We start from the raw sequence: 21263 nt of genomic DNA on the forward strand, positions 1-21263 counted from the left end.
AGCATACCCTGCCGCAGAGCGGGGATGCATGGACGGCCGACTGTGCATGGGGAAGGGAGAAAAGGGATATGAAGATTATTGCCGATACACACACCCACACATCGGCCTGTAGCCATGGTTACAGCACCCTGTGGGAGAACATACAGCATGCCCGTAAAATTGGGCTGAAATTTTTGGCATACACAGAGCATGGGCCAAGTTTGGAAGGCTCCCCCAATGACATGTATTTCCGCAACTTTTCCATGGTACCGGATTGCGTTGACGATATTGTAATATTAAAAGGCGCCGAAGTCAACATATTGGATTTTGACGGCGCTTTGGATTTGTCGGATAAAATCTTGGCTAAGCTGGATTGGGTTATTGCATCCTTTCACACGATGTGTATTGAACCGGGAACCCGAGAGGATCACACCCGAGCATGGCTCAGTATTGCCCGCAATCCTCTTGTGGATGTGATTGGCCATTGCGGCGATGAGCGGTATTGTTTTGATCATGAAGTGGTAATAAAGGAATTTGCTCAATATAATAAGATTGTGGAGGTTAATGCACATTCCTTTGATTGCCGCCCCGGCTCGGAAACCAACTGCCCGGCTATTATGGATTTATGCCAAAAATACAATGTTCCTGTTGTAGTTAGCTCTGATGCTCATTTTTTCACCCATATCGGGGAGTTTGATAAAGCACTTGAAGTGCTGAAAAGCATCGATTTCCCTCAAGAGCTGGTGCTCAATGCGGATTACAACCGCTTTTTAGAAGTCGCCCGCAGAATCACAGGCAAAAAACTGGTGGACTAACGCCGGAGGCGCCGCCTCTGAGAATTTCAAATAGACCTAAACCTAAAAATCCAGCTTTTTGGAGGCAGTAAAAAATGAATTATTACTTGGGTGTTGATTTGGGCGGTACCAACATAGCGGTGGGGGTCGTAGACGAGGATATGCGCATTCTCGGCCGGGGTAAGAAGAAAACAAATGCCCCCCGACCTGCACAGGAGATTGTAGAGGATATCGTTTCTGCGATTTCCATGGCATTGGAGCAGGCAGAACTTTCTATGGAGCAGATTCAGTGGATCGGGGTGGGTACCCCCGGCAGTGTGGACATTGTGGCCGGTGTGGTGGGTTATGCCGCCAATCTTGGCTTTTTAAATACACCGCTTGCTTCTATGATCGGTGAGCGCACTGGTAAACAGGTCTACCTTGGCAACGATGGCAACGCAGCCGCCTATGGCGAAGCTTTGGCCGGGCATGCTAAAGGTGCCAAGGATGTGGTCATGGTGACTTTGGGCACAGGCTTTGGCAGTGGAATCGTTATTGATGGCAGAATCTATACCGGCTATCAAAGCAAGGCGGGTGAGATTGGCCACGCAGCAATGGTGTATAACGGCCGGCCCTGCACCTGTGGGCGCAAAGGCTGTATTGAGGCATATTGCTCGGCTACCGGGTTAATCTCCACCACCCGGGAATATATGGAGCGTTTTCCCCAGTCTCAGATGTGGGAGCTGGCCAAAAAAGAGGGCGATGCTGTCAGCGGGCGCACTGCGTTTGATGCTATGCGTTCGGGCGATGAAGCCGGAGCCGGTGTGGTTGAGGAATACATAAACCATCTGGGCTGTGCCCTCGCCAATATCGTGGATATCTTTGCCCCTGAATACCTTGTAGTGGGGGGCGGTATCTGCAACGAGGGTGAAACCCTGATGGCACCTCTACGCAGGGTAGTGGAGCAGGAGATTTTTGATTATGATCCCCAGAAAGCCACCAAGTTGGTAACGGCGGCTCTGGGGAACGATGCCGGCATTCTGGGTGCGGCCTTTTTGGGAAAGGCCTAGGCTTAGAACCGGTAATACTATGAAACAGGAGGCAGGCAGCCCCATGAACTTAACACAACTGCTGGAGTTTTGCCGGACAGAGGGCGTGACCTTTGCAGAGCAGGAGCCTTTAAAAAAGCATACTACCTTTCAAATAGGCGGCAATGCCGATTTGATGGTGTGGCCGGAGGATGAAGAAGGCCTGGCGGCTTTGCTGGCCTTGGCAGAAGAAAGTGCCGTTCCTGTCATGGTGATCGGTAAAGGCTCCAATCTCTTGTGCTCCGATGAGGGCTTTCGGGGAATGGTGGTCTGCCTTTCTCAGAATTTTTCGGGAGTGCAGCTGCTGGAGGATGGCGTTAGCCTGTATGCCAAGGCGGGAACCCCGCTTAGTCAGCTCTGCTTTTTTGCCTTGGAGCACTCATTGGAAGGCTTGGAATTTGCTTATGGAATCCCCGGAACGGTAGGGGGAGCGGTGTTTATGAATGCCGGAGCCTATGGCGGTGAAATGAAGGATGTGCTTTCGAGGGCTTCCCATCTTGACCCTCAGCATAAGCCGGGCACCTTCAACCGGGAACAGCTTGATCTGAGCTACCGGCACAGTGCGTATTCAGATGGAGGCTATATCATCACAGGTGCGGCGGTAACCCTGCAAAAAGGTGATGCACAGGCTATTCATGCCCGAATGGAGGATTTTATGTCCCGCCGTCGGGAAAAACAGCCGCTGGAATGCCCCAGCGCAGGCAGTACCTTTAAGCGTCCGGTAGGCGGGTATGCCTCTGCACTGATCGATCAGTGTGGCCTGAAGGGCTGCTCTGTAGGCGGAGCGTTGGTCAGCCCCAAGCATGCTGGTTTTGTGGTGAGTGATGGAACTGCCACAGCTGCTGATGTTTTGGCTTTGGTGGCAAAGATACAGCAGGAGGTAGCCGAAAAAACAGGCTTTCATCTGGAATGTGAAATTCGCAGAGTGGGCCAAGGATTGTGTGAGAAATAAGGGGAGATCAAGTTGGAATTCATCATTATAACGGGTATGTCCGGTGCAGGTAAAAGTCAGGCAGTGGGGGCTCTGGAGGATATAGGCTATTTCTGCGTGGATAATGTTCCGCCCCATCTGCTCACCAAGCTGGCGGAGCTGCCGGTGCAGTCCGGCGGCTGTATGCAGAAGGTTGCTGTGGTTATGGATGTGCGCAGCCGGGATATGTTTGCAGACTTTGAATCCAGTCTGGATGCTTTAAAAGAAAACCAATGCCCTTTTCAGGTTTTGTTTTTGGATTCCTCCGATGAGGTTCTGCTGCGCCGCTATAAAGAAACCCGGCGCAAGCATCCTCTGCTGGAGGATGAATCCATGGATTTGGCCGCCGCCATCCGGGAGGAGCGCCGGATTCTCTCAAAAGCCCGGGAACGAGCGGATTTTGTGGTGGATTCCTCGCTGCTTTCCACTGCCAAGCTGAAAGAACGCATCCGGAGCCTGCTGATGCAGGAAACCAACCAAGCTATGGTGATTACCTGTATGTCCTTTGGCTTCAAACATGGAACGCCTTCGGATGCAGACTTAATGTTTGATTTGCGGTGCCTCCCCAATCCTTTTTACATACCCGAGCTGCGGGAGCAGACCGGGCTGGATCAGGCGGTAGAGGACTACGTTCTCCAGTTTAAGGAGGCAAAAGGCCTGATCCCCAGAATTCTGGATTTGATTGATTATTTGCTTCCCCTCTATCAGGAGGAAGGAAAAAGCCAGCTGGTTGTGGCCATAGGCTGCACCGGGGGCAAGCACCGCTCGGTGGTGTTTACACAGCTTTTGGCCAAGCACCTTACCGATAAGGGGTGCCCGGTGGTGATAACTCATCGGGATATTCAGCGAAAAAACCAGTAGAAACGGAAGATAAAATGGAACCTTCCTTTGCATATCGGCTCAAAAATGAAATGGTAGAAAACAAAGCCTTTCGTCTGCGGCAAAAAACAGCCCAGGCCCATGGCTTTTTCCTGTTTGGCCGCCGCTTTTCCCGTGAGGAAATCTCCCTTCATACAGAGGATGAAGAAATAGCCCGCTTGTTTGGGTGGTTTGTGATCTCTTTAGCGGGTAAAAAGGCAGTGGTTACCCGCACTCGGAAAAAGGGAATTCTGCGTATGGAAGTGCCTGCTCAGTCGGATCGGGATAAGCTGGTTGAGCTTTTTGGAGATGGTGAGCAGCTGGATATCGGCAAGCTTGCCCGCCCGGAAGAGAAGGGTGCATTCCTGTGTGGAGCCTTTCTGGCCTGCGGCAACATCACCGATCCGCAAAAAAGCTATCATTTGGAATTTGTGGTGCGCAATGAGGCTCTTTGCCAGCCTTTAGCCGATTTGCTGGAGGAATGCTGTGGTCAGTCTCGCCTTTCGAAGCGCAGGGGCCTGCCGCTTGTTTATTATAAGGACTGCACTCAAATTGAGGATTTGCTGGCTTTTATGGGGGCGGTGAAAGGCTCGCTGGAAATTGTGGATATTGAGATTCTTAAAAATGTTCGCAATCAGGCTAACCGTGCCACCAACTGCGAAACCGCCAACATTGATAAAACCGTTAACGCCGCTGCCACTCAAATTGCGGATATTAGCTACATTTTGGAAACAGCAGGAGAGAATGCCCTGCCGGAGGCTTTGCGGCAATTGGCTCATTTCCGGCTGGAAAATCCGGAAATGTCCCTGCGGGATTTGGCAGCACTTTTCCCCGGGGGGCTTAGCCGCTCGGGCATTCACCACCGCCTTGCAAAGATCAGCGCCATCGCCGAGGAGCTTCGGCAAAAATAACCACTGGGAAGTGAAACGATGTCTTTTGTCCATCTCCATTTGCACACCGAATACAGCCTTTTGGATGGCGCCTGTCGTATTGCGCCCCTGATTTCCCGTGTAAAGGAGTTGGGTCAAACAGCAGTCGCCATCACCGATCACGGTGTTATGTATGGTGCCATTGAATTCTATAAGGAAGCCAAAAAGCAGGGGATTAAGCCCATTATCGGTTGTGAGGTCTATGTGGCGCCCCGCACCCGCTTTGATAAACAGCACGGGATTGATAAATCCCCTTATCATTTGGTGCTTCTCTGCAAAAATAACATAGGTTATCAAAATCTGATCAAGTTGGTTTCCGCAGGCTTTGTGGAGGGCTTTTATTCCAAGCCCCGCATTGACCGGGAGCTGCTTTCTGCCCATAGCGAAGGGCTGATTGCTCTTTCCGCCTGTTTGGCCGGGGAGGTTCCTCGTGCGCTGACAGCGGGGGACTATAACCGCGCCAAAGAGGCGGCTCTCTTTTATAAGGGCATTTTTGGAGAGGATTATTACATTGAGCTGCAAAACCACGGTATTCAGGAGCAGATCGATATTCTGCCCCGGTTGGCACAGCTTTCGGAGGAAACCGGAATCCCACTAGTGGCAACCAACGATTCCCACTATCTTTTAAAAGAAGATGCAAGGGTTCAGAATGTGCTCATTTGCATCCAGACCAACCGCACCGTGGCGGAAGGCAGTGACATGGAATTTGCCACCGAGGAGTTCTATGTTAAATCCGAGGAGGAAATGGAAGCTCTCTTTGGCCGATATTCAGGCGCCATCGAAAATACCCAGCAGATTGCCGATCGCTGCGAGGTTGAATTTGAATTTGGGAAAACCAAACTTCCGCTTTTCGTTGCTCCCGGCGGAGTGGATAATGTATCCTATTTCCGGGATAAGTGCTACGGGGGGCTGTATGAAAAATATGGCCAAGCTCCACCGCCCTCTGCGGTGGAGCGCTTGGAATATGAACTTGGGGTTGTCGCTTCCATGGGGTATGTGGATTACTACCTTATTGTTCACGATTTCATTGACTATGCCCGAAAAAATGGCATTAGTGTCGGCCCCGGCCGAGGCTCGGGAGCAGGGAGCCTTGCGGCTTACTGCATCGGCATCACCGGCATCGATCCCATTCAATATAACCTTTTGTTTGAGCGGTTCCTTAACCCCGAGCGGATCAGCATGCCCGACTTTGACATTGATTTCTGCTACGAGCGCCGCCAAGAGGTCATCGACTATGTAGTGGAAAAATATGGTGCCGATCATGTGGCCCAGATCATCACCTTTGGAACCATGGCCGCCCGGGCGGCTGTTAAGGATGTAGGCCGTGCCTTGGGCATGAGCTATCAGGCGGTGGATGCTGTTTCTAAGGCCATTCCCTTTGAGCTGAACATGACTTTGGAACGTGCATTAAAAGTCAGCGCCGAGCTCAAAGGAATGTATGAGGGTGACCGGCAGAACCGGGAGCTTATCGATATGGCCAGAAAGCTGGAGGGTATGGCCCGCCATGCTTCCACCCATGCCGCCGGCGTGGTTATCACCCGTGACCCGGTGGATAGCTATGTGCCGCTGGCTAAAAACGATCAGTCCATTGTCACCCAATATACCATGACTATTTTAGAGGAGCTGGGGCTTCTCAAAATGGATTTTTTGGGTCTGCGCAACCTGACGGTCATTCAGGATGCTACGCTGATGATTCGGCGGCACACCCCCGATTTTTCCATTGAAAAAATCTCTCTCACTGATAAAAAAACCTTTGAGATGCTTTCCAGAGGCCAATCCAATGGGGTGTTTCAGTTTGAATCTGGCGGTATGAAGCAGGTACTTTCCAGCCTCAAGCCGGAGCATTTTGAGGATTTAATCGCTGTTATTTCCCTCTATCGTCCCGGACCTATGGATTCCATTCCCACCTATATCCGAAACCGGCACAACCCCGCTTTGGTTACCTATAAGCACCCCTCTCTCAAGCCAATTTTGGAGGTTACCTACGGGTGCATTGTTTATCAGGAGCAGGTTATGCAGATTTGCCGGGAGCTGGCGGGCTACTCCTATGGCCGGGCGGATTTGGTGCGCCGGGCTATGTCCAAGAAAAAGGTCGATGTGATGGAAAAGGAGCGGCAGGCTTTCCTATATGGTGTACCCGGGGAATGCCCCGGTGCTATTGCAAATGGGGTAGAGGAAAGCATAGCTATTCAAATTTTCGAGGAAATGAGCTCCTTTGCCTCCTATGCTTTCAATAAATCCCATGCGGCGGCGTATGCTATGGTTGCCTACCAGACCGCTTATCTGAAATGCCACCATGCTCAGGAATATATGGCGGCCCTTCTGACCAGCGTTCTGGATAACACCAACAAAGTGATTGATTACATTACCGAATGTAAAAAGCTGGGGATCACTGTTTTGCCGCCCGATGTAAATGAAAGCGGAATGGGTTTCAATGTGACAGAAAAGGGGATTCGCTTTGGCCTTTTGGCTGTCAAGAATCTGGGCCGAGGCTTTATTACCGAGTTGATTGCCCAGCGGCAGAAGGCCCCCTTTAAAGGCCTTTATGATCTGCTGGAGCGGATGTATGGCCGGGAAACCAACAAGCGTGTGGTCGAAAACCTGATCAAATGCGGGGCGCTGGATGGCTTTGGCAGTAACCGCCGCCAAATGGATAAAGGCTATGAAGCAATGATGGATGGCATTGATAAGCGCCAGAAAAACAACCTTTCCGGCCAGATGGATTTTTTCTCTACCCAAACCACTGAGCCGGGGGAGGAAAGCTTTCCACTTCCACCAGCCGAGGACTATTCACCGCTTCAGCGCATGGCTATGGAAAAGGAAACCACAGGCCTTTATATTTCCGGGCACCCTCTTTCGGAATATGAAAGCATCGTCAAAAAAATGAAGGCACCGCCTATTAGCCGATTTAGTGCCAAGGATGAAGGCCGTCGGGTGGAGCTGATTGCCATTGTGAGCCACAAGCGAACCATGACCACTCGCAACAACGATATGATGGCCTTTGTTCAGCTGGAGGATATGACTGCCGGGATTGAGATGATTGTGTTCCCTAAGATATACAGCAGCTTTGCGCATCTTCTGCAAGAGGGAACTGCGCTTGCAGTGCGGGCTCGGGTAAAAAGTCAGGATCAAGATGAAGAAAGCGTCCAGCTTATCTGCGAGGATATTTGTTTGCCTGAAGAGGCGCTTTCCCGTTTTGCAAAGGATAGAGCACCTTCCTATGGGAAAAACTATAATACTCCAGCGGAATCTCCCAAATCACCCGGAGAGGAAAAAAAGACTGTGAGCGAAGAAAAAAAATCCGCCGGCAAAAAAGGCCTCTACTTAAAGATTCCCAGTTTTGAAAGCCCACACCGCTTGCGGGCAGAAAAAGTGCTTCGCATTTTCGATGGCACCATGCCGGTGATCTGGTATTGTGAGGATTCCAAAAAGTATACCCGGGCGCCTCAAAGTGATTGGGTCTTAGTGAATGAGGTTATGCTGAATGAATTGCGCCGTCTGTTGGGGGCAAATAACGTTGTTTATATTGACTAAAAATTCCTAAACCTTATATCGTTTTTTTTACTTGAAGCGAGGGAGACATCTGTACTATAATTGGTAGAGTAATTTGTCATATTTTGGCCTGAAGGCCTTGCGGACCGCGGTGATCTTATGATTCCAGCAATGGAATTTATCAGCCAATAGTCCGTTAATTATATACCAATTTTTTGAGATCAATGGTATACTGTTTATTGTGCAGAAAAAATAGCTGTACCTTTAGAGCAGGTTTGCCTGTTTTGAAGTCAAGCGGGGATAAAATATGCTCCAAATTCTGGGAGGTAAAGGTAGAATGGGTAAGGAAATCAAAACCATCGGTATTTTGTCAAGCGGCGGCGATGCCCCCGGCATGAACGCTGTTATTCGTGCGATTACACGCACAGCGCTGTATAACGGCATGAAGGTGATCGGTATTCGCCGTGGCTTTGCTGGGCTGATGAAGGGCGATATGTTTGAAATGAACATGCGCAGTGTCAGCGATATTCTTCAGCGGGGAGGCACCATGCTCCATACAGCCCGCAGCCCTGAATTCGTTGAGGATGCCGGCGTTGAACTGGGCAAAGAAAAGTGCCTTGAAATGGGCATTGATGGCATTGTTGTTTGCGGTGGTGACGGTTCCTTCCGCGGTGCCCGTGATCTGGCTGCGAAGGGTATTCCTTGTGTTGGCGTTCCCTGCACCATTGATAATGATATTCCCTGCACTGAATATACCATCGGTTTTGATACGGCTGTTAACACCGTTACCGAAAATATTGACCGTATCCGTGATACCTCCCAGTCTCATGAGCGCTGCTCGGTGGTAGAGGTCATGGGCCGCCGCTGTGGCGATATCGCCCTTCAGTCGGCCATTTGCTGTGGTGCTGTGTCTGTTCTGATTCCCGAAGTCCCTTACGATTTGGAGCGGGATGTGGTTGAGAAAATGCAGCGCACCATCCGCACCGGCAAACGGCATTTTATTGTAATTGTAGCTGAGGGTGTTACTCTCTATTCAAAGGATGCCAAATCTTCTGCGGAAATTGCCGATTATATTGAAAAGAGAACCGGCTTTATTACCCGTTCCACCATCTTGGGCCATATCCAGAGAGGCGGCACACCTACTGCCAGAGAGCGTGTTATTGCGGCACGCATGGGGCATCACGCTGTCGAAGTATTGGCAAGAGGCATCGGTAACCGTATTATTGCCATGCAGGCCAATAAGATTGTAGACCTTGATCTGGAAGAGGCTCTGAAAATGACCAAGGAGCTGGATGTGGATATGCTCCGCACCGCTCATGAGATTTCTCTGTAAAAGCTTTTAGAAATTCATATGCGGGGGGTGCAGCAAAAGTGCCTCCCGTTGTATTTTATATTCAGGATTGCTGATAGCTCTGGCATTTAGAAAAGGGTAAGGAAATGGAGAACAGAAATGACCACTGACTGGAAGATTAACCGTAATTTAACGATGCTGACCGATTTCTACGAACTGACCATGTCCAATGGATATTTTGAAAACGGTTTGCAGGATAAGATTGCTGTTTTTGATATGTTTTTCCGTGGTATCCCGGATCGAGGCGGCTTTGCTATTTTTGCCGGTTTGGAGCAGCTTGTGGAATATCTGGCGGGCCTGCATTTTACACAGGAGGACATTGAATTCCTGCGTACAAAGCAGCTTTTCAGCGAGAATTTTTTACAGTATCTTTTGGATTTTGAGTTTAAATGTGATGTATGGGCCTGCCGTGAAGGAACCCCCATTTTTCCCAATGAGCCTATTGTGGTGGTGCGGGGCCCTGTCATTCAGGCCCAGCTTGTTGAAACAATGATCCTGCTCACCATCAATCACCAGAGCCTGATTGCCACCAAGGCCAACCGTATTGTGCGTGCGGCGCAGGGGAGGCCCGTATTTGAATTTGGTTCCCGCCGGGCTCAAGGATATGATGCCGCAATATTGGGCTCTCGTGCCGCTTATATCGGGGGCTGTGCCGCAACCGCTTGTGTGCTTTCTGACCGGGATTATCAGATTCCGGCGGTGGGCACCATGGCACATAGCTGGGTTCAGATGTTTAACAGCGAATACGAGGCCTTTGAAAGCTATGCCAAGCTGTATCCCAACGACTGCACTCTGCTGGTGGATACCTACAGCGTTGTGAAATCCGGTATTCCCAATGCTATTAAAGTATTTGATACTGTCCTCAAGCCTCTGGGCTGCCGCCCTAAGGGTGTGCGCATTGACAGCGGCGATATCGCTTATCTTTCAAAAAAAGCCCGCAGACTGTTAGACAGCGCAGGCTATTCCGATGTGCAGATTATTGCATCCAATTCTTTGGATGAAAATATTATTCGTGATTTGCTCATTCAAGGGGCACAGGTTAACAGTTTTGGGGTAGGGGAAAGCCTCATCACCAGCAAATCCGAGCCCGTTTTTGGTGGGGTTTATAAGCTGACTGCTATTCAGGAAGGCGAATTCTACCTGCCAAAAATGAAAATCAGCGAAACCCTTGCCAAGATTACGACCCCCGGCTTTAAAAAGCTGTATCGGTTTTATAGCCGTGAAACCGGACAGGCTATAGCCGATTATGTAACCAAGTTTGATGAAGAAGTGGACGATAACCGGCCTATTGTAATCTTTGACCCCATGGCAATTTGGAAAAAGAAGAAGGTAACCAATTATATTGCAGATTCTCTTTTGGTGCCCGTTTTCGAAAAAGGGAAGCAGGTCTATGAGTTGCCCAACCTGCGGGATATTCAGGCCTATTGCTTGGCTCAAGTGGATCGTTTGTGGGATGAGGTCAAGCGTTTTGAGCATCCGCACACCTATTATGTCGATCTCTCGCCCCGGCTTTGGGAGACAAAGCAGCAGCTATTGGCTGAGATCAGCCGCTTTGAAGAGCGGGGCAGTCCGTCAGAGTCTGCTGAAAAAAATTAATCCTTCCCTGAATCTTTGGGCGCTTTCTTCTTGAGCTTTACATTGGCAAGAGGGGAGCGCTGTGCTGCTTTTTCGATCTGTGTATCCGAAACATGAGTGTAAATTTCGGTGGTAGAAAGATTTGCATGCCCCAAAATCTCTTTGAGCACCCGGATATCCACCTCTCCATGCTGGTACATGAGGGTAGCTGCTGTATGGCGCAGTTTGTGAGGGGAGTAGCCCTTACCAGATAGTCCTGCTTGCCGAAGACACTGCTCCACAATTTGCTCCACCCGCCGGGCAGTCAGCCGGGTGCTTTGCCGGGAAAGAAACAAGGCATTCTGGTGTTCCTTGTGGGTAGGCTGAGGCCTTACCTTTAAATATTCTCCCAAGGCAAACAAACAGGCATCATTGAGATAAACCACCCGCTCTTTGTTGCCTTTACCCAGCAGCTTGAGAGTGTTTTCACGGATATCCTGTACATTGATTCCCACCAGCTCTGAAACACGCATGCCGCAATTGAGAAACAGTGTGATCATACAATAATCTCTTGCCGAGAAAGCTGTATCTACATTGGAAACCAGCTCGAGACTTTCCTCAAGGGTCAAATATTTTGGCAGAGCCTTTTTGGAGGCCGGCATTTCCAAATCCTTGACCGGGCTTTCTTCTAAGAGATTGGTTTTGGTGGTGATATACTTATAGAAGCCGCGCAGACTGCTCACCTTGCGGGAACGGGCTTTTGTATCGTTTCCACGGCTGATCATAGTATAATTCAGGTATGTATACACATCCGAAAGCGTGATGCTTTGCATAACCTCCACCGGCAAATCATCAATGGCAAGGTCATGGCCTTGGTCAATGTCTTTTTCTAAATAGCCTAAAACCTTGACCGCTTTGATGTAGCGGAAAAAAGTCCGCAAATCGGTAGCATAGGCTTCGACTGTGCGGGGAGAGCGCCCGCGTATCGTTAACATATAAAAGAGATAATCCCGCACATAGCCGGGGAAGTCCTGATAGAGAGATTTCTTTGACATTGAGCTATACCTTAACCTACCCATTTTTAGAATAGACTAATTTCGCTAAATTAAAATTTAGCGAAATTAAGGGGAGGGGTTCTCACAAGAACCTTTTCCTTTCTGTCGCTTCATTCATATAAGTATGTATGCGACATTTGTGCAACTACAATTTAAAATGAGTATACCATAAAATACTTAGCCGAACAATCATACTTGAATAAGGAAGTGCTCTGCTATGGAAATATCACCCGCTTTTTACGCACCATTTTATAGAATCACGCTTGTTGGAATACTGCTATTTTTGCTTATAGGAATTGTGATTATTATTGTTGCGATTGTTATGCGAAAAAGAACCGGGTCTACTGTAAGAAAAGTTACGGAGTATAGACCTATTGATCAAAGCAATAAGAGGTTTTCTGGTCAAATTCTACCTGCTCCCTTTTTAGATAAAAAAGAAAATGCAGATGAAATAGGTGCCAGAGGTGAAAAAATAGCGTTTTTCCACTCTATTCCCATATATGGATATGGCAAACAGGTGCGCAATATATATCTGCCCCTTTCAAATGGACGAACTACTGAAGTTGATGTTGTGCTTATACATACCAATGGTATCTTTGTTATTGAAAGTAAGAATTATAGAGGATGGATTTTTGGTAAGGATACCGATAAGAATTGGACAGTAACATATTCCAAAAGTAAAAGATATACTTTTTATAATCCCATTATGCAGAATGCAGCACATGTAAAGAAAATATGTGAGCTTACTGGAATATCTCCGGATAAGGTGTTTTCAGTGGTGGTTTTTGCTCGGGAAAGTGAACTGAAAAAAATCGTGAATCAGCAGCCCAATACCTTTGTTATTCGATATACAGGGCTGGGCAATAAATTAAAGCTGACCATGGAGCGTAATGGAGAAATACTGGATTTTCAAACTGTAAATCGCATCTATGAGCAATTGAAGGTTTATGAAAATGCGGATGATGAAACCAAGAATGCGCACATCCAGTTTGTAAAAGGGCTGTCTTTAAAAGATAAAAACAATCGTGAAGATATTTTGATATAATATTGCCTTTGGCTTTATTTTAATGGTATGATTAAAATAGGGATATTTTGGATACAGGAAAGGATCGCAACTATGGGTTTGGATTTTTTTATGACTGCGCCGTTATGGCTGCTGATTGGAATATTAGGTGCAGCGCTGTTTCTTTTGATTACAGTGCTGGTTATTGTGATAGCCACGAGAAATGTTGATCCGGCTCAGTACTCCTACACAAACGAGCCCGATTCTGCTGATGACGACGATGATTTTTCTTTGGGCGGTTCGGTGGAGGATTTTGAACGTTTTAAAAAGTATCTCTATAAAAAAAGAGAGTTTCTTTCCCCAAACGAGCTTTCTTTTTATTCTGACCTCCTTAAGGTGGGCAGGCTGTTGGAATTGACAGTCTTTACCAAGGTTCGGCTTGCGGATGTAATTGAGCCCATAACCGGGCAGGATAATTGGATGGGGAGTTTCAATAAAATCAAATCTAAGCATGTGGATTTCGTGCTCTGCAATTCTGTGGCCGATCCGGTATTGGTTGTTGAGCTGGATGATTCCAGCCATAACCGGGAAGACCGCATTGAACGGGATCATTTTGTGGATTATGCCCTTAAAAGCTCAGGTGTTCCGGTTCTTCATGTATTCGATAGTTTTGAATTGGCTGATAAAATTCGCCAGAAGCTTAATTATACAGAAAGCTCCCCCTCCCCTTCTTCTAAGCTCGAGGGAAGCTATTCCGACATATCGTCTACTCCACAATTTCAGAAGGTCTAATTGCAGGATTCTCCCTTGTCACTCCAATTAATCGGGCTGTATTCTGATACGAAAAGGAGCTGTGATTATGCAAAAAGCAATTCAATGGGGCTTGGTTGGCACCGGGCGCATAACGCATCGGTTTATGGCAGGTTTTCGGCAGGTTTCGGATGCCCACATGGCTGCGGTTTGCTCCACCTCTATGAGCAAGGCGGAAGCTTTTAGTCAACAGTATGGGGTTGGGCAAGCCTTTGATAGTATCGAACAATTTATCACCCGAGGCAAAATAGATGTTGCCTATATTTCGGTAACCCATCCCCACCACCTTTATTTTGCTAAAAAGTGTATTGAAGCAGGTATACCGGTCCTTTGCGAAAAGCCATTGACCCCCAATAGCATGCAGGCCAGCGAACTGATCCAAGCGGCGAAAATCAACAACACTTTTTTGATGGAAGCCTTTTGGACCCGTTGTTTCCCTGTGGCCTTGGAGGTTCAGGAATGGATTCGAACGGGGAAAATCGGCAAAATAACCGCTATTCGTGGGGTAATGGGCTTTAAAGCCACCACCGACCCTACTGACCGTCTGATCGATCCCCATGAGGCAGGCGGCGCTTTGCTGGATATAGGGGTGTATCTAATCAATTTCACGCAATTTGTTATGGGAAAACAGCCTGCCCAATTGATGATCAGCGCCAGATTGGGAGAAACCGGCGTTGACCGTACCGATGGAATTGTTTTGCGGTATGATACGGGAGCCATCGCTTCTCTGCTTTGCTCCTTTGATTGCGAAACCGGAAATACTATAGATATTATGGGCACAAACGGTTCGATTCATGTTGATGAGAAGTTTTATTGCCCCCAGAGGGCACAGTTGATAACAGGCACCCAGACCATTACACTGGAATCCCCTTGTGAAGGTGAAGGGTATCAATATGAAATTCGGCATGTAAACGAGTGTATCCGGGCTGGTCTTAAGGAATCGCCTCTAATGCCTCTTGCTGATTCTCTGGCGAACCTACAAACTTGTGATCTTCTTCGTCAACAGATTGGGTTGCGGTATCCTTTTGAATGAAGAATTGAAAAAGAGCTTCACATTGCCTGCAAAGGCTGTGGAGCTCTTTTTTCTAGTTTGGTGTAATGAGTACCGGGGGCTCAATGTTAAGCGGTATGGATTCCAGTGGCCCCGCCTGCTGACGTTCTTTCTGGATGCTCGCCTTTACGGTACTGCGATCGGGTTGGCTGGAAAGAACCACCTGGATAGGTGCAAGGGTAGGATAAGAAACAATACAGGCAGGGGGTGTGAATTCTGAGCGGATACGCTGTGTATCCTCCGGTGTTATGCCCGGCCAAAAAGCAATCAGGTTTTCTCCCCACTTGTGATCCGCCAGCATATGCTCATCGGATTTGAGAAAGAAGCGAAAGGCGGTGGTTCCATTGCGGACTATATTCTGCTCCAATTGGGGGTCGAGATGGTACCAATTCTCCCCAAGGTGTACCACTGCCCATGCATGATCCACATATTCCCCCTCTACGGAAAGGGTATATCCCGCCACATACTGAGCCTCAAAGCCCATTTGCTCCAGCAACACAACCAATGCAGCGGCAAAATCCTCGCAGGAGCCGATTCCAAAGGCTAAAGGGCTGATCGCACGGTTTTCCACATAGGTTGGCGGCTCTGTCTGGCTGCTGCGCCATTGCCATACATCCAGCCCTACAGGCTCTGCAAAATAAACGTTATCAATCAAATAGAGATAGACTTTCTGAATGCTTTCCTCAGGGTTCATATCCGATGCAATCAGCTCCCCGATTAACTGGTCAGCCAGCTCTCGGACATAATTAACAGGTGGTATCTGCTCCGGTATGGAAGAGATATCTTTAAAAGGTTCTGGAACAGAAGGCTCCGGTGATAAAGAAACTTCCATCTCCTGCGTTGAGGATGGTGAAACAGCAGGTGAAGCTGGAGGTTGTGCGCAACTGGCGAGAAGCAACAAACTGGCCATCAACCATACCATCAGCTTTTTCATTCTCGTTGCCTCCCCTCTCGTGTCCATAAAAAATAGTATACTCATTTTACAGACAAAACACAAGGCCGCTTCTCCCGTGTGCTGCGGTAAGAAGCGGCCATATATATTTTTATTCTATTCGTGGCGCAGAGCATCCACCGGCTTGAGCCCTGCCGCCATAGAAGCAGGATAAACACCAAAGATAACGCCGATAACAACGGTAAGCAACACACAAAAGACAATCAGCTCTGTATTCAGCTGAGGATGGATTTGCAGGGGTATGCATCCGATCAGGGTAATGCCGGTTCCGATAACCGTTCCAATAATGCCACCCAGAAAGGATATAGTAAACGCTTCCACCAGGAACTCCCAGAGGATATCCCGCCGACTGGCCCCGATGGATTTCTTAATCCCGATTTCCCGGGTTCGTTCATTAACAGATACCAGCATAATGGTCATAATGCCCAGACCCGCTACAACCAGCGAAACAGCAGCAATGGCTGAAAGCACTAAGGTGACAATATCCAGCACTGTATTGAGCTTTTCCTTTTGGGCGAACATATTTTCTGCCTTATAGCCCGAGGTGGTTCCCGAAAGCTGATTCAGTGCCGTTACAAGCTGACTGCTCACAACATCGCTGTCGATTCCCTCCCCTGTTTTTACAGCAATTTGATCAAAGGTGACCCGCCCGGTCATATCCTGATAGGTTGTATAAGGCATATAGATAAAGGAAGGAATATAGTTCCCGATCAGGCCCTGTAAAATGTTGCCTCCGGAATTAACCACGCCCACAATTTCAAAGTCCTCGTATCGGCTTCCAATTTGAAGGGTTAGGGTCTTCCCCACAATGTTATCCCTTTTATAATAGGCCTTGGCCAGATTCTGATCCACCACGCAGACAGGATTTTTACCCGCTACATCTCCGCTGGAAATGACCCGGCCATAAAGAGCCTCCATAGGGATAACCTGATTGGCTCCCGAATCCACGCCCCACACAACAGCATCCATCATGAGCCCCCGCATGTAGCTGCGCAGATAATCCACCGTTATAGGAATTGCCCGTTCCACAGCGGCACTTTCACGGATGACCTCCAAATGTTTGTGCGTTAAAACGGTTTGGGAATTCTGGCTGCCTCCGCTGACCATCAAGCCGCCCATACCCAGACTGTTCAGCTCTTGGTTGATGGTTTCTTTGCCAATATCGCCAATGGAGGTAATCAGAACCACCGAGGCCACGCCAATGGAGATGCCCAGAATGGTCAGCCAGCTTCGAAACTTTTTTCGGCCCAGGTTCTTAAACCCGGCAAGCAACGTATCAAGAAGCATCTGCACGCCCCCTTAGCCCCACATAATTGCTTTTTTCAAGCAGTTTTTCTGGGTTATAGGCAATTACGTCACTGGGAGAAACGCCTTCCAAGATTTCCACCTCGTTGAGCATTTCACGGCCAGTGAGAACGACTCTTTTTTTCAGAGTACCGCCTGTATACACATAAACAAATTCGTTGTTGCTTTCATCCTGGCGAATGGCCTCATAGGGCAAGGTCAAAACATCCTGACTTTCATCTCCCAGAATTTCCACCTTGGCGGTGAAGCCGGATTTCAGGCTGGGGCTTCCTTGATCCAGTGCTATTTCCACATCCACCACAGTCTCCGAGGTGGTTCCCCTCAGAGCCTTGCGGGCTGTCGGGTATATTTTGGAGATGGTTCCATTGAACACCTGATTAGGAAAAGCTGTTCCGCTTATACGGGCCCGGTCCCCCACCGTTACCTCCCCTATATCCGCTTCACTCACCGTAGCCATTACATTGAAATTTTCGCTGTCTGCAATGGTGATGACCGGCACACCAGTGGAGGCCGGGGCCTGCCTCTTTATATTCAGTGCGGTTATAATGCCGGAGATGGGCGCACGAATCTCCTGCACTGCCTCTTCTGTTACCATATAGGGAACCGATTCGCTGATGGGAGTATCAAAGGAACTTGAAACCATCTGGCTGTCTCCCAGCAGTGCTCCCAAAGCGCTTAAATCGGCATTTCCACTGTATTGGCTGATCGCCGCCGTCAAACCATAGGCCGAGGCCAGCTCCAGCCATTCTTCCCCCTGGGCTGACCCACTAAGCTGTGGAAGGCTGGCAGGGATTCCTTCAGGCAGTCCCTGCATGGTAAGGCTATCCAGAAAATCATAGCCCTTATTTTTTAGGCCTTGGGTGAGCTGTGTATCCACCCGAACCAGCAGCTCATTTTCCCGCACGGTATCCCCAACCGAAACCAATACTTCTTCCGGTATCAGAACAGATTGGAGATAGACCTCCTGAACCTGAGCAGACTGAACCACGCCGGTGCAGGAAATAGAGTTTTCGTAGGATTTGATTTGAGGCGAGGTATAATAAACAGAAGGAACGGAAGATTGCACCATTCCCGGAACTGCCGCAAAACCGGCTATAATAAGTAGTGTCAGCACCCATATGAATACCCTTTTTTTCATAAAGAAGCCCCTCCCGTATATTCTGTATACAGGCCGAAAATTCCGAGGTCATTAAACAAAGCCCCGGAATTCGGCAAAATTCAAAAGTCTGGTTTTAGTGTTGCTGTTTCACAGGAATTTATACCCACTGCCCATACTTTTAAAACTTTAATTTATTCGGTGAATGCATCTTTCAAAAGGTGCAAAATTCTGGGGCAATGCATATTCCCGTTAGCATGTATTAGAATAGCAAGAAGGAGGGGATCGCATTGAATTTGATTACCTGTGATCAATCTTGCCGACATCAGCAAGATGGTTACTGTACCTTGAACCATATTTCCAATTTGACCAGTGATACCAGCTCCGCCTGCGGCTATTACGAAACCATAGTGCTCCCCAAGAAAGGCCCTAGCAAGGGTCATAAAAATGCGGCAGTATCACCGGAGTCTATGGGCTCAATCCCCCAAATCAAGACCTGAAAAAACACAGAGATTTGCTGATCATCCAGCGAATCTCTGTGTTTTATTTTGTATGCTTGCTTGTATGTATTTCAGCCCAACAGGGCCAGTGCCTGCCGGATTCCCTTGACCCCTACAATCTCGATGCTGTCTGAGCCGGAGGAAAGGGAAAGCCCCTTTAGACAGGCATGAGGTATAATCACCTTAGAAAAACCGAGGCGTGCGCATTCATTGATACGCAGGGCGGCGTGGGAAACACTCCGCACTTCACCTGCCAAGCCGATTTCACCAAAAGCGGCCACATCATCACCCAAGGGCTTGTCCAAAAGATTTGAAACCAGTGCGATGGCAACTGAAAGATCGGCCGCCGGTTCATCCAGATGCAGGCCGCCAATGATGTTGATATAAGCATCCATGTTGCCAAAGAAAAAACCGCCCCGCTTTTCCAGAACCGCCATCAGCAGGGCCGCACGGTTATAATCAAAGCCGGTGCTCATGCGGCGGGGTGTACCAAAGCCGGTTTTGCTCACCAGCGCCTGTACCTCAGCCAAGATTGGGCGTGAGCCCTCCATTACACAGGCTACACAAGTGCCGGAAATACCCACAGGGCGCCCGGAAAGCAGCATCAGCGAGGGGTTTTCTACATTGACAAGGCCAGATTCCCCCATTTCAAAAACGCCAATTTCATTGGTGGAGCCGAAACGGTTTTTAACTGCACGCAGAATGCGATAAGTGGAATGGCGCTCCCCTTCAAAATAGAGAACCACATCCACCATATGCTCCAGAACCTTGGGGCCAGCAATGCCGCCATCCTTGTTTACATGCCCCACAATGAACACGGGGATTTCCATGGATTTCGCTGCGCGAATCAGCCATTGGGTGCACTCACGCACCTGGCTGACACTGCCGTTGGAAGAGCTGAGCGTTGCCAAATTCATGGTCTGAATGGAATCCACCATCACCATATCCGGGTTTACATATTCAATGGTGCTGACAACCTTTTCAATGTCGGTAACAGCCGCCACAAACAGGTTTTCGCTGTCAATCCCCAAGCGGATTGCCCGCATTTTGATCTGCCTTGGGCTTTCCTCTCCGGCTATATACAGCACCTTCTTGCCCTGACACAATGTGTTGCAGATTTGCAGAAGAAGGGTGGATTTTCCGATTCCCGGGTCACCGGCCAGAAGCATCACCGAACCATCCACGATACCTCCGCCCAACACCCGATCCAGTTCGGAAAGGCCGGTTTGCTGGCGGATTTCATCCGAGGCATCCAGCACCGTGATTTTGGAAACCGCCGCATCCAACTGACCGGGAGAAGCCACTGTGGCACGCAGCTTTTCCTTGGGGGAAGGCGGCAAACGTGTTTCTTCCACAAAGGTGTTCCACTCACTGCATTCGGGGCATTTGCCATACCAGCGGGGGGATTCAAAACCACATTGTGAACAAACATGAACTGTTTTTGCTTTAGCCGCCATATAAACATCCTTTCCGCTCCAGCTGTACAGATTTTGAAACCGCCGGGATTACCTGCACAAGCTGTATACATCGCAAAGCGCTACTGTGTTATTTCGGTCATCGTATTGTATTGCTGGGTTTCCATGTCGGGCGGAATTTCCACTTGCAGGTATTCCAGCACCGAGCACAAGGTGACAAAAGCAAGCTTGCTTTGGTATTCTGGATCAGCCAGCTTATAAGCCTCGGTACGATTGGATAAAAATCCGCATTCGATAAGCACAGCAGGGCATTGTGCTTCGTACATCAAAAAAAGGTTTTTGCCTGCGGATTTTTGCAGCCTCTTATTTTCCGGCTGAAGCATCTCCACCATATTCTGTTGGATGGTAGAAGCAAGCTCTTTGCTTTCCTCATTGTTTGGGCTGTAAAAAATCTGTATCCCATTGGAGCGGGAATCACCAAATTGATTCTGATGAATGCTGAGGAATAAGGCGTTGGGGTAGCTGTTCATAATAGACAGACGGTTATGCAAATCAGAGGTTTTCTGTTTCTTCGCACCTTTAATGCCCTCATCGTGGATAGAGCGGTCATCCTCACGGGTCATAACCACTGTAAAGCCGGAAATTTCCAGTTGATCCCGCAGCATAAGGGCGATGGAAAGGTTTATATCCTTCTCTACGATTTTATCTACCCCCACGGCTCCCCCATCCTGTCCCCCGTGGCCCGGATCTAAAATAATTACAGGCAGGTTGCTGACTGTTCCTATGGCAGGCAGAGCCCCACCCACCCTCTGAACGGAAAACACCATAGCCAACGTGCAAAGCAGGCCGACCAACCCTAAAAGAAGCCGTTTGTGCATCTTCATCCGCATCGCCTCACATTCAACAGCTTCTGCGGAGCTTCCTCCCCTGCCCATTGGCGGCTGAGAAACAACAACTTCTATATTATCACCGCAGATTAGTATAGGGTATGCGAGACAAGGCTTTGGTTATGCCAAAATGTATCACTATAAAGTGCAAAGGAGCCGCTGCTGAGAGCGTAGACTTAAGTCTACGCTCTCTAT

General features: G+C 48.7%; 17 protein-coding genes. 11 read left to right on the forward strand and 6 right to left on the reverse strand.

Translation table 11 applies throughout. The annotated features are described in order from the left end of the window. The first annotated feature begins 68 nt into the window (after positions 1-68). The 8 genes from U6B65_02950 to U6B65_02985 all read left to right on the forward strand — a co-directional run bounded on the left by U6B65_02950 (position 69) and on the right by U6B65_02985 (position 11036). Positions 69-794 carry a phosphatase gene (locus U6B65_02950; protein WRS28099.1) on the forward strand — a complete coding sequence of 242 codons (726 nt, stop codon included), beginning with the start codon at positions 69-71 and terminating at the stop codon, positions 792-794. Between the two features lie 74 nt (positions 795-868). After that, complete coding sequence (locus tag U6B65_02955) at positions 869-1822, forward strand: ROK family protein (protein WRS28100.1); 954 nt, start codon at positions 869-871, stop codon at positions 1820-1822. Positions 1823-1865: 43 nt separating this feature from the next. After that, on the forward strand, positions 1866-2792 hold the full coding sequence (murB, locus tag U6B65_02960; GenBank protein WRS28101.1) for a UDP-N-acetylmuramate dehydrogenase: 927 nt from the start codon (positions 1866-1868) through the stop codon (positions 2790-2792). A 12-nt stretch (positions 2793-2804) separates the two neighbouring features. Continuing rightward, complete coding sequence (rapZ, locus tag U6B65_02965) at positions 2805-3671, forward strand: RNase adapter RapZ (protein WRS28102.1); 867 nt, start codon at positions 2805-2807, stop codon at positions 3669-3671. A gap of 14 nt (positions 3672-3685) precedes the next feature. Continuing rightward, positions 3686-4579: a DNA-binding protein WhiA gene (gene whiA, locus U6B65_02970; protein ID WRS28103.1), complete on the forward strand. Its 894-nt coding sequence runs from the start codon at positions 3686-3688 to the stop codon at positions 4577-4579. A gap of 18 nt (positions 4580-4597) precedes the next feature. Further along, entirely contained in the window at positions 4598-8131 is a 3534-nt protein-coding gene (locus U6B65_02975; protein WRS28104.1) for a DNA polymerase III subunit alpha, read from the forward strand. A gap of 295 nt (positions 8132-8426) precedes the next feature. Continuing rightward, a complete protein-coding gene (pfkA, locus tag U6B65_02980; protein ID WRS28105.1) occupies positions 8427-9422 on the forward strand; it encodes a 6-phosphofructokinase in 996 nt (331 codons plus the stop codon). Positions 9423-9539: 117 nt separating this feature from the next. After that, positions 9540-11036, forward strand: a complete 1497-nt coding sequence (locus tag U6B65_02985; protein WRS28106.1) for a nicotinate phosphoribosyltransferase — start codon at positions 9540-9542, stop codon at positions 11034-11036. On the opposite strand, the gene U6B65_02990 is transcribed toward U6B65_02985, so the two are convergent. Continuing rightward, a complete protein-coding gene (locus tag U6B65_02990) occupies positions 11033-12049 on the reverse strand; it encodes a tyrosine recombinase XerC (GenBank protein WRS28107.1) in 1017 nt (338 codons plus the stop codon). The two genes, U6B65_02985 and U6B65_02990, sit on opposite strands and share 4 nt — an antisense overlap. Before the next feature lie 217 nt (positions 12050-12266). Here U6B65_02990 and U6B65_02995 point away from each other — a divergent pair, with 217 nt between their 5' ends. The 3 genes from U6B65_02995 (at position 12267) to U6B65_03005 (ending at position 14895) form a co-directional block, all read left to right on the forward strand. Beyond that, positions 12267-13094, forward strand: a complete 828-nt coding sequence (locus U6B65_02995; protein ID WRS28108.1) for a nuclease-related domain-containing protein — start codon at positions 12267-12269, stop codon at positions 13092-13094. A 72-nt stretch (positions 13095-13166) separates the two neighbouring features. Further along, entirely contained in the window at positions 13167-13844 is a 678-nt protein-coding gene (locus tag U6B65_03000) for a DUF2726 domain-containing protein (GenBank protein ID WRS28109.1), read from the forward strand. A 67-nt stretch (positions 13845-13911) separates the two neighbouring features. Beyond that, positions 13912-14895, forward strand: a complete 984-nt coding sequence (locus tag U6B65_03005) for a Gfo/Idh/MocA family oxidoreductase (GenBank protein ID WRS28110.1) — start codon at positions 13912-13914, stop codon at positions 14893-14895. Positions 14896-14947: 52 nt separating this feature from the next. Here U6B65_03005 and U6B65_03010 read toward each other — a convergent pair whose 3' ends face one another. The 5 genes from U6B65_03010 to U6B65_03030 all read right to left on the reverse strand — a co-directional run bounded on the left by U6B65_03010 (position 14948) and on the right by U6B65_03030 (position 21065). Then, a complete protein-coding gene (locus U6B65_03010; GenBank protein ID WRS28111.1) occupies positions 14948-15847 on the reverse strand; it encodes a transglutaminase-like domain-containing protein in 900 nt (299 codons plus the stop codon). 114 nt (positions 15848-15961) lie between these two features. Further along, positions 15962-17152: an ABC transporter permease gene (locus tag U6B65_03015; protein WRS28112.1), complete on the reverse strand. Its 1191-nt coding sequence runs from the start codon at positions 17150-17152 to the stop codon at positions 15962-15964. After that, positions 17142-18308, reverse strand: coding sequence for an HlyD family efflux transporter periplasmic adaptor subunit (locus U6B65_03020; protein WRS28113.1), 1167 nt, complete (start codon positions 18306-18308; stop codon positions 17142-17144). The genes U6B65_03015 and U6B65_03020 overlap by 11 nt, the downstream gene beginning before the upstream one ends. Before the next feature lie 529 nt (positions 18309-18837). Next, entirely contained in the window at positions 18838-20223 is a 1386-nt protein-coding gene (gene radA, locus U6B65_03025) for a DNA repair protein RadA (GenBank protein ID WRS28114.1), read from the reverse strand. Positions 20224-20303: 80 nt separating this feature from the next. Continuing rightward, entirely contained in the window at positions 20304-21065 is a 762-nt protein-coding gene (locus U6B65_03030; GenBank protein ID WRS28115.1) for an N-acetylmuramoyl-L-alanine amidase, read from the reverse strand. Between the last annotated feature and the right edge of the window lie 198 nt (positions 21066-21263).

The organism is Oscillospiraceae bacterium MB08-C2-2 (assembly GCA_035621215.1).
Classification (GTDB): Bacteria; Bacillota; Clostridia; order Oscillospirales; family Ruminococcaceae; genus WRAV01.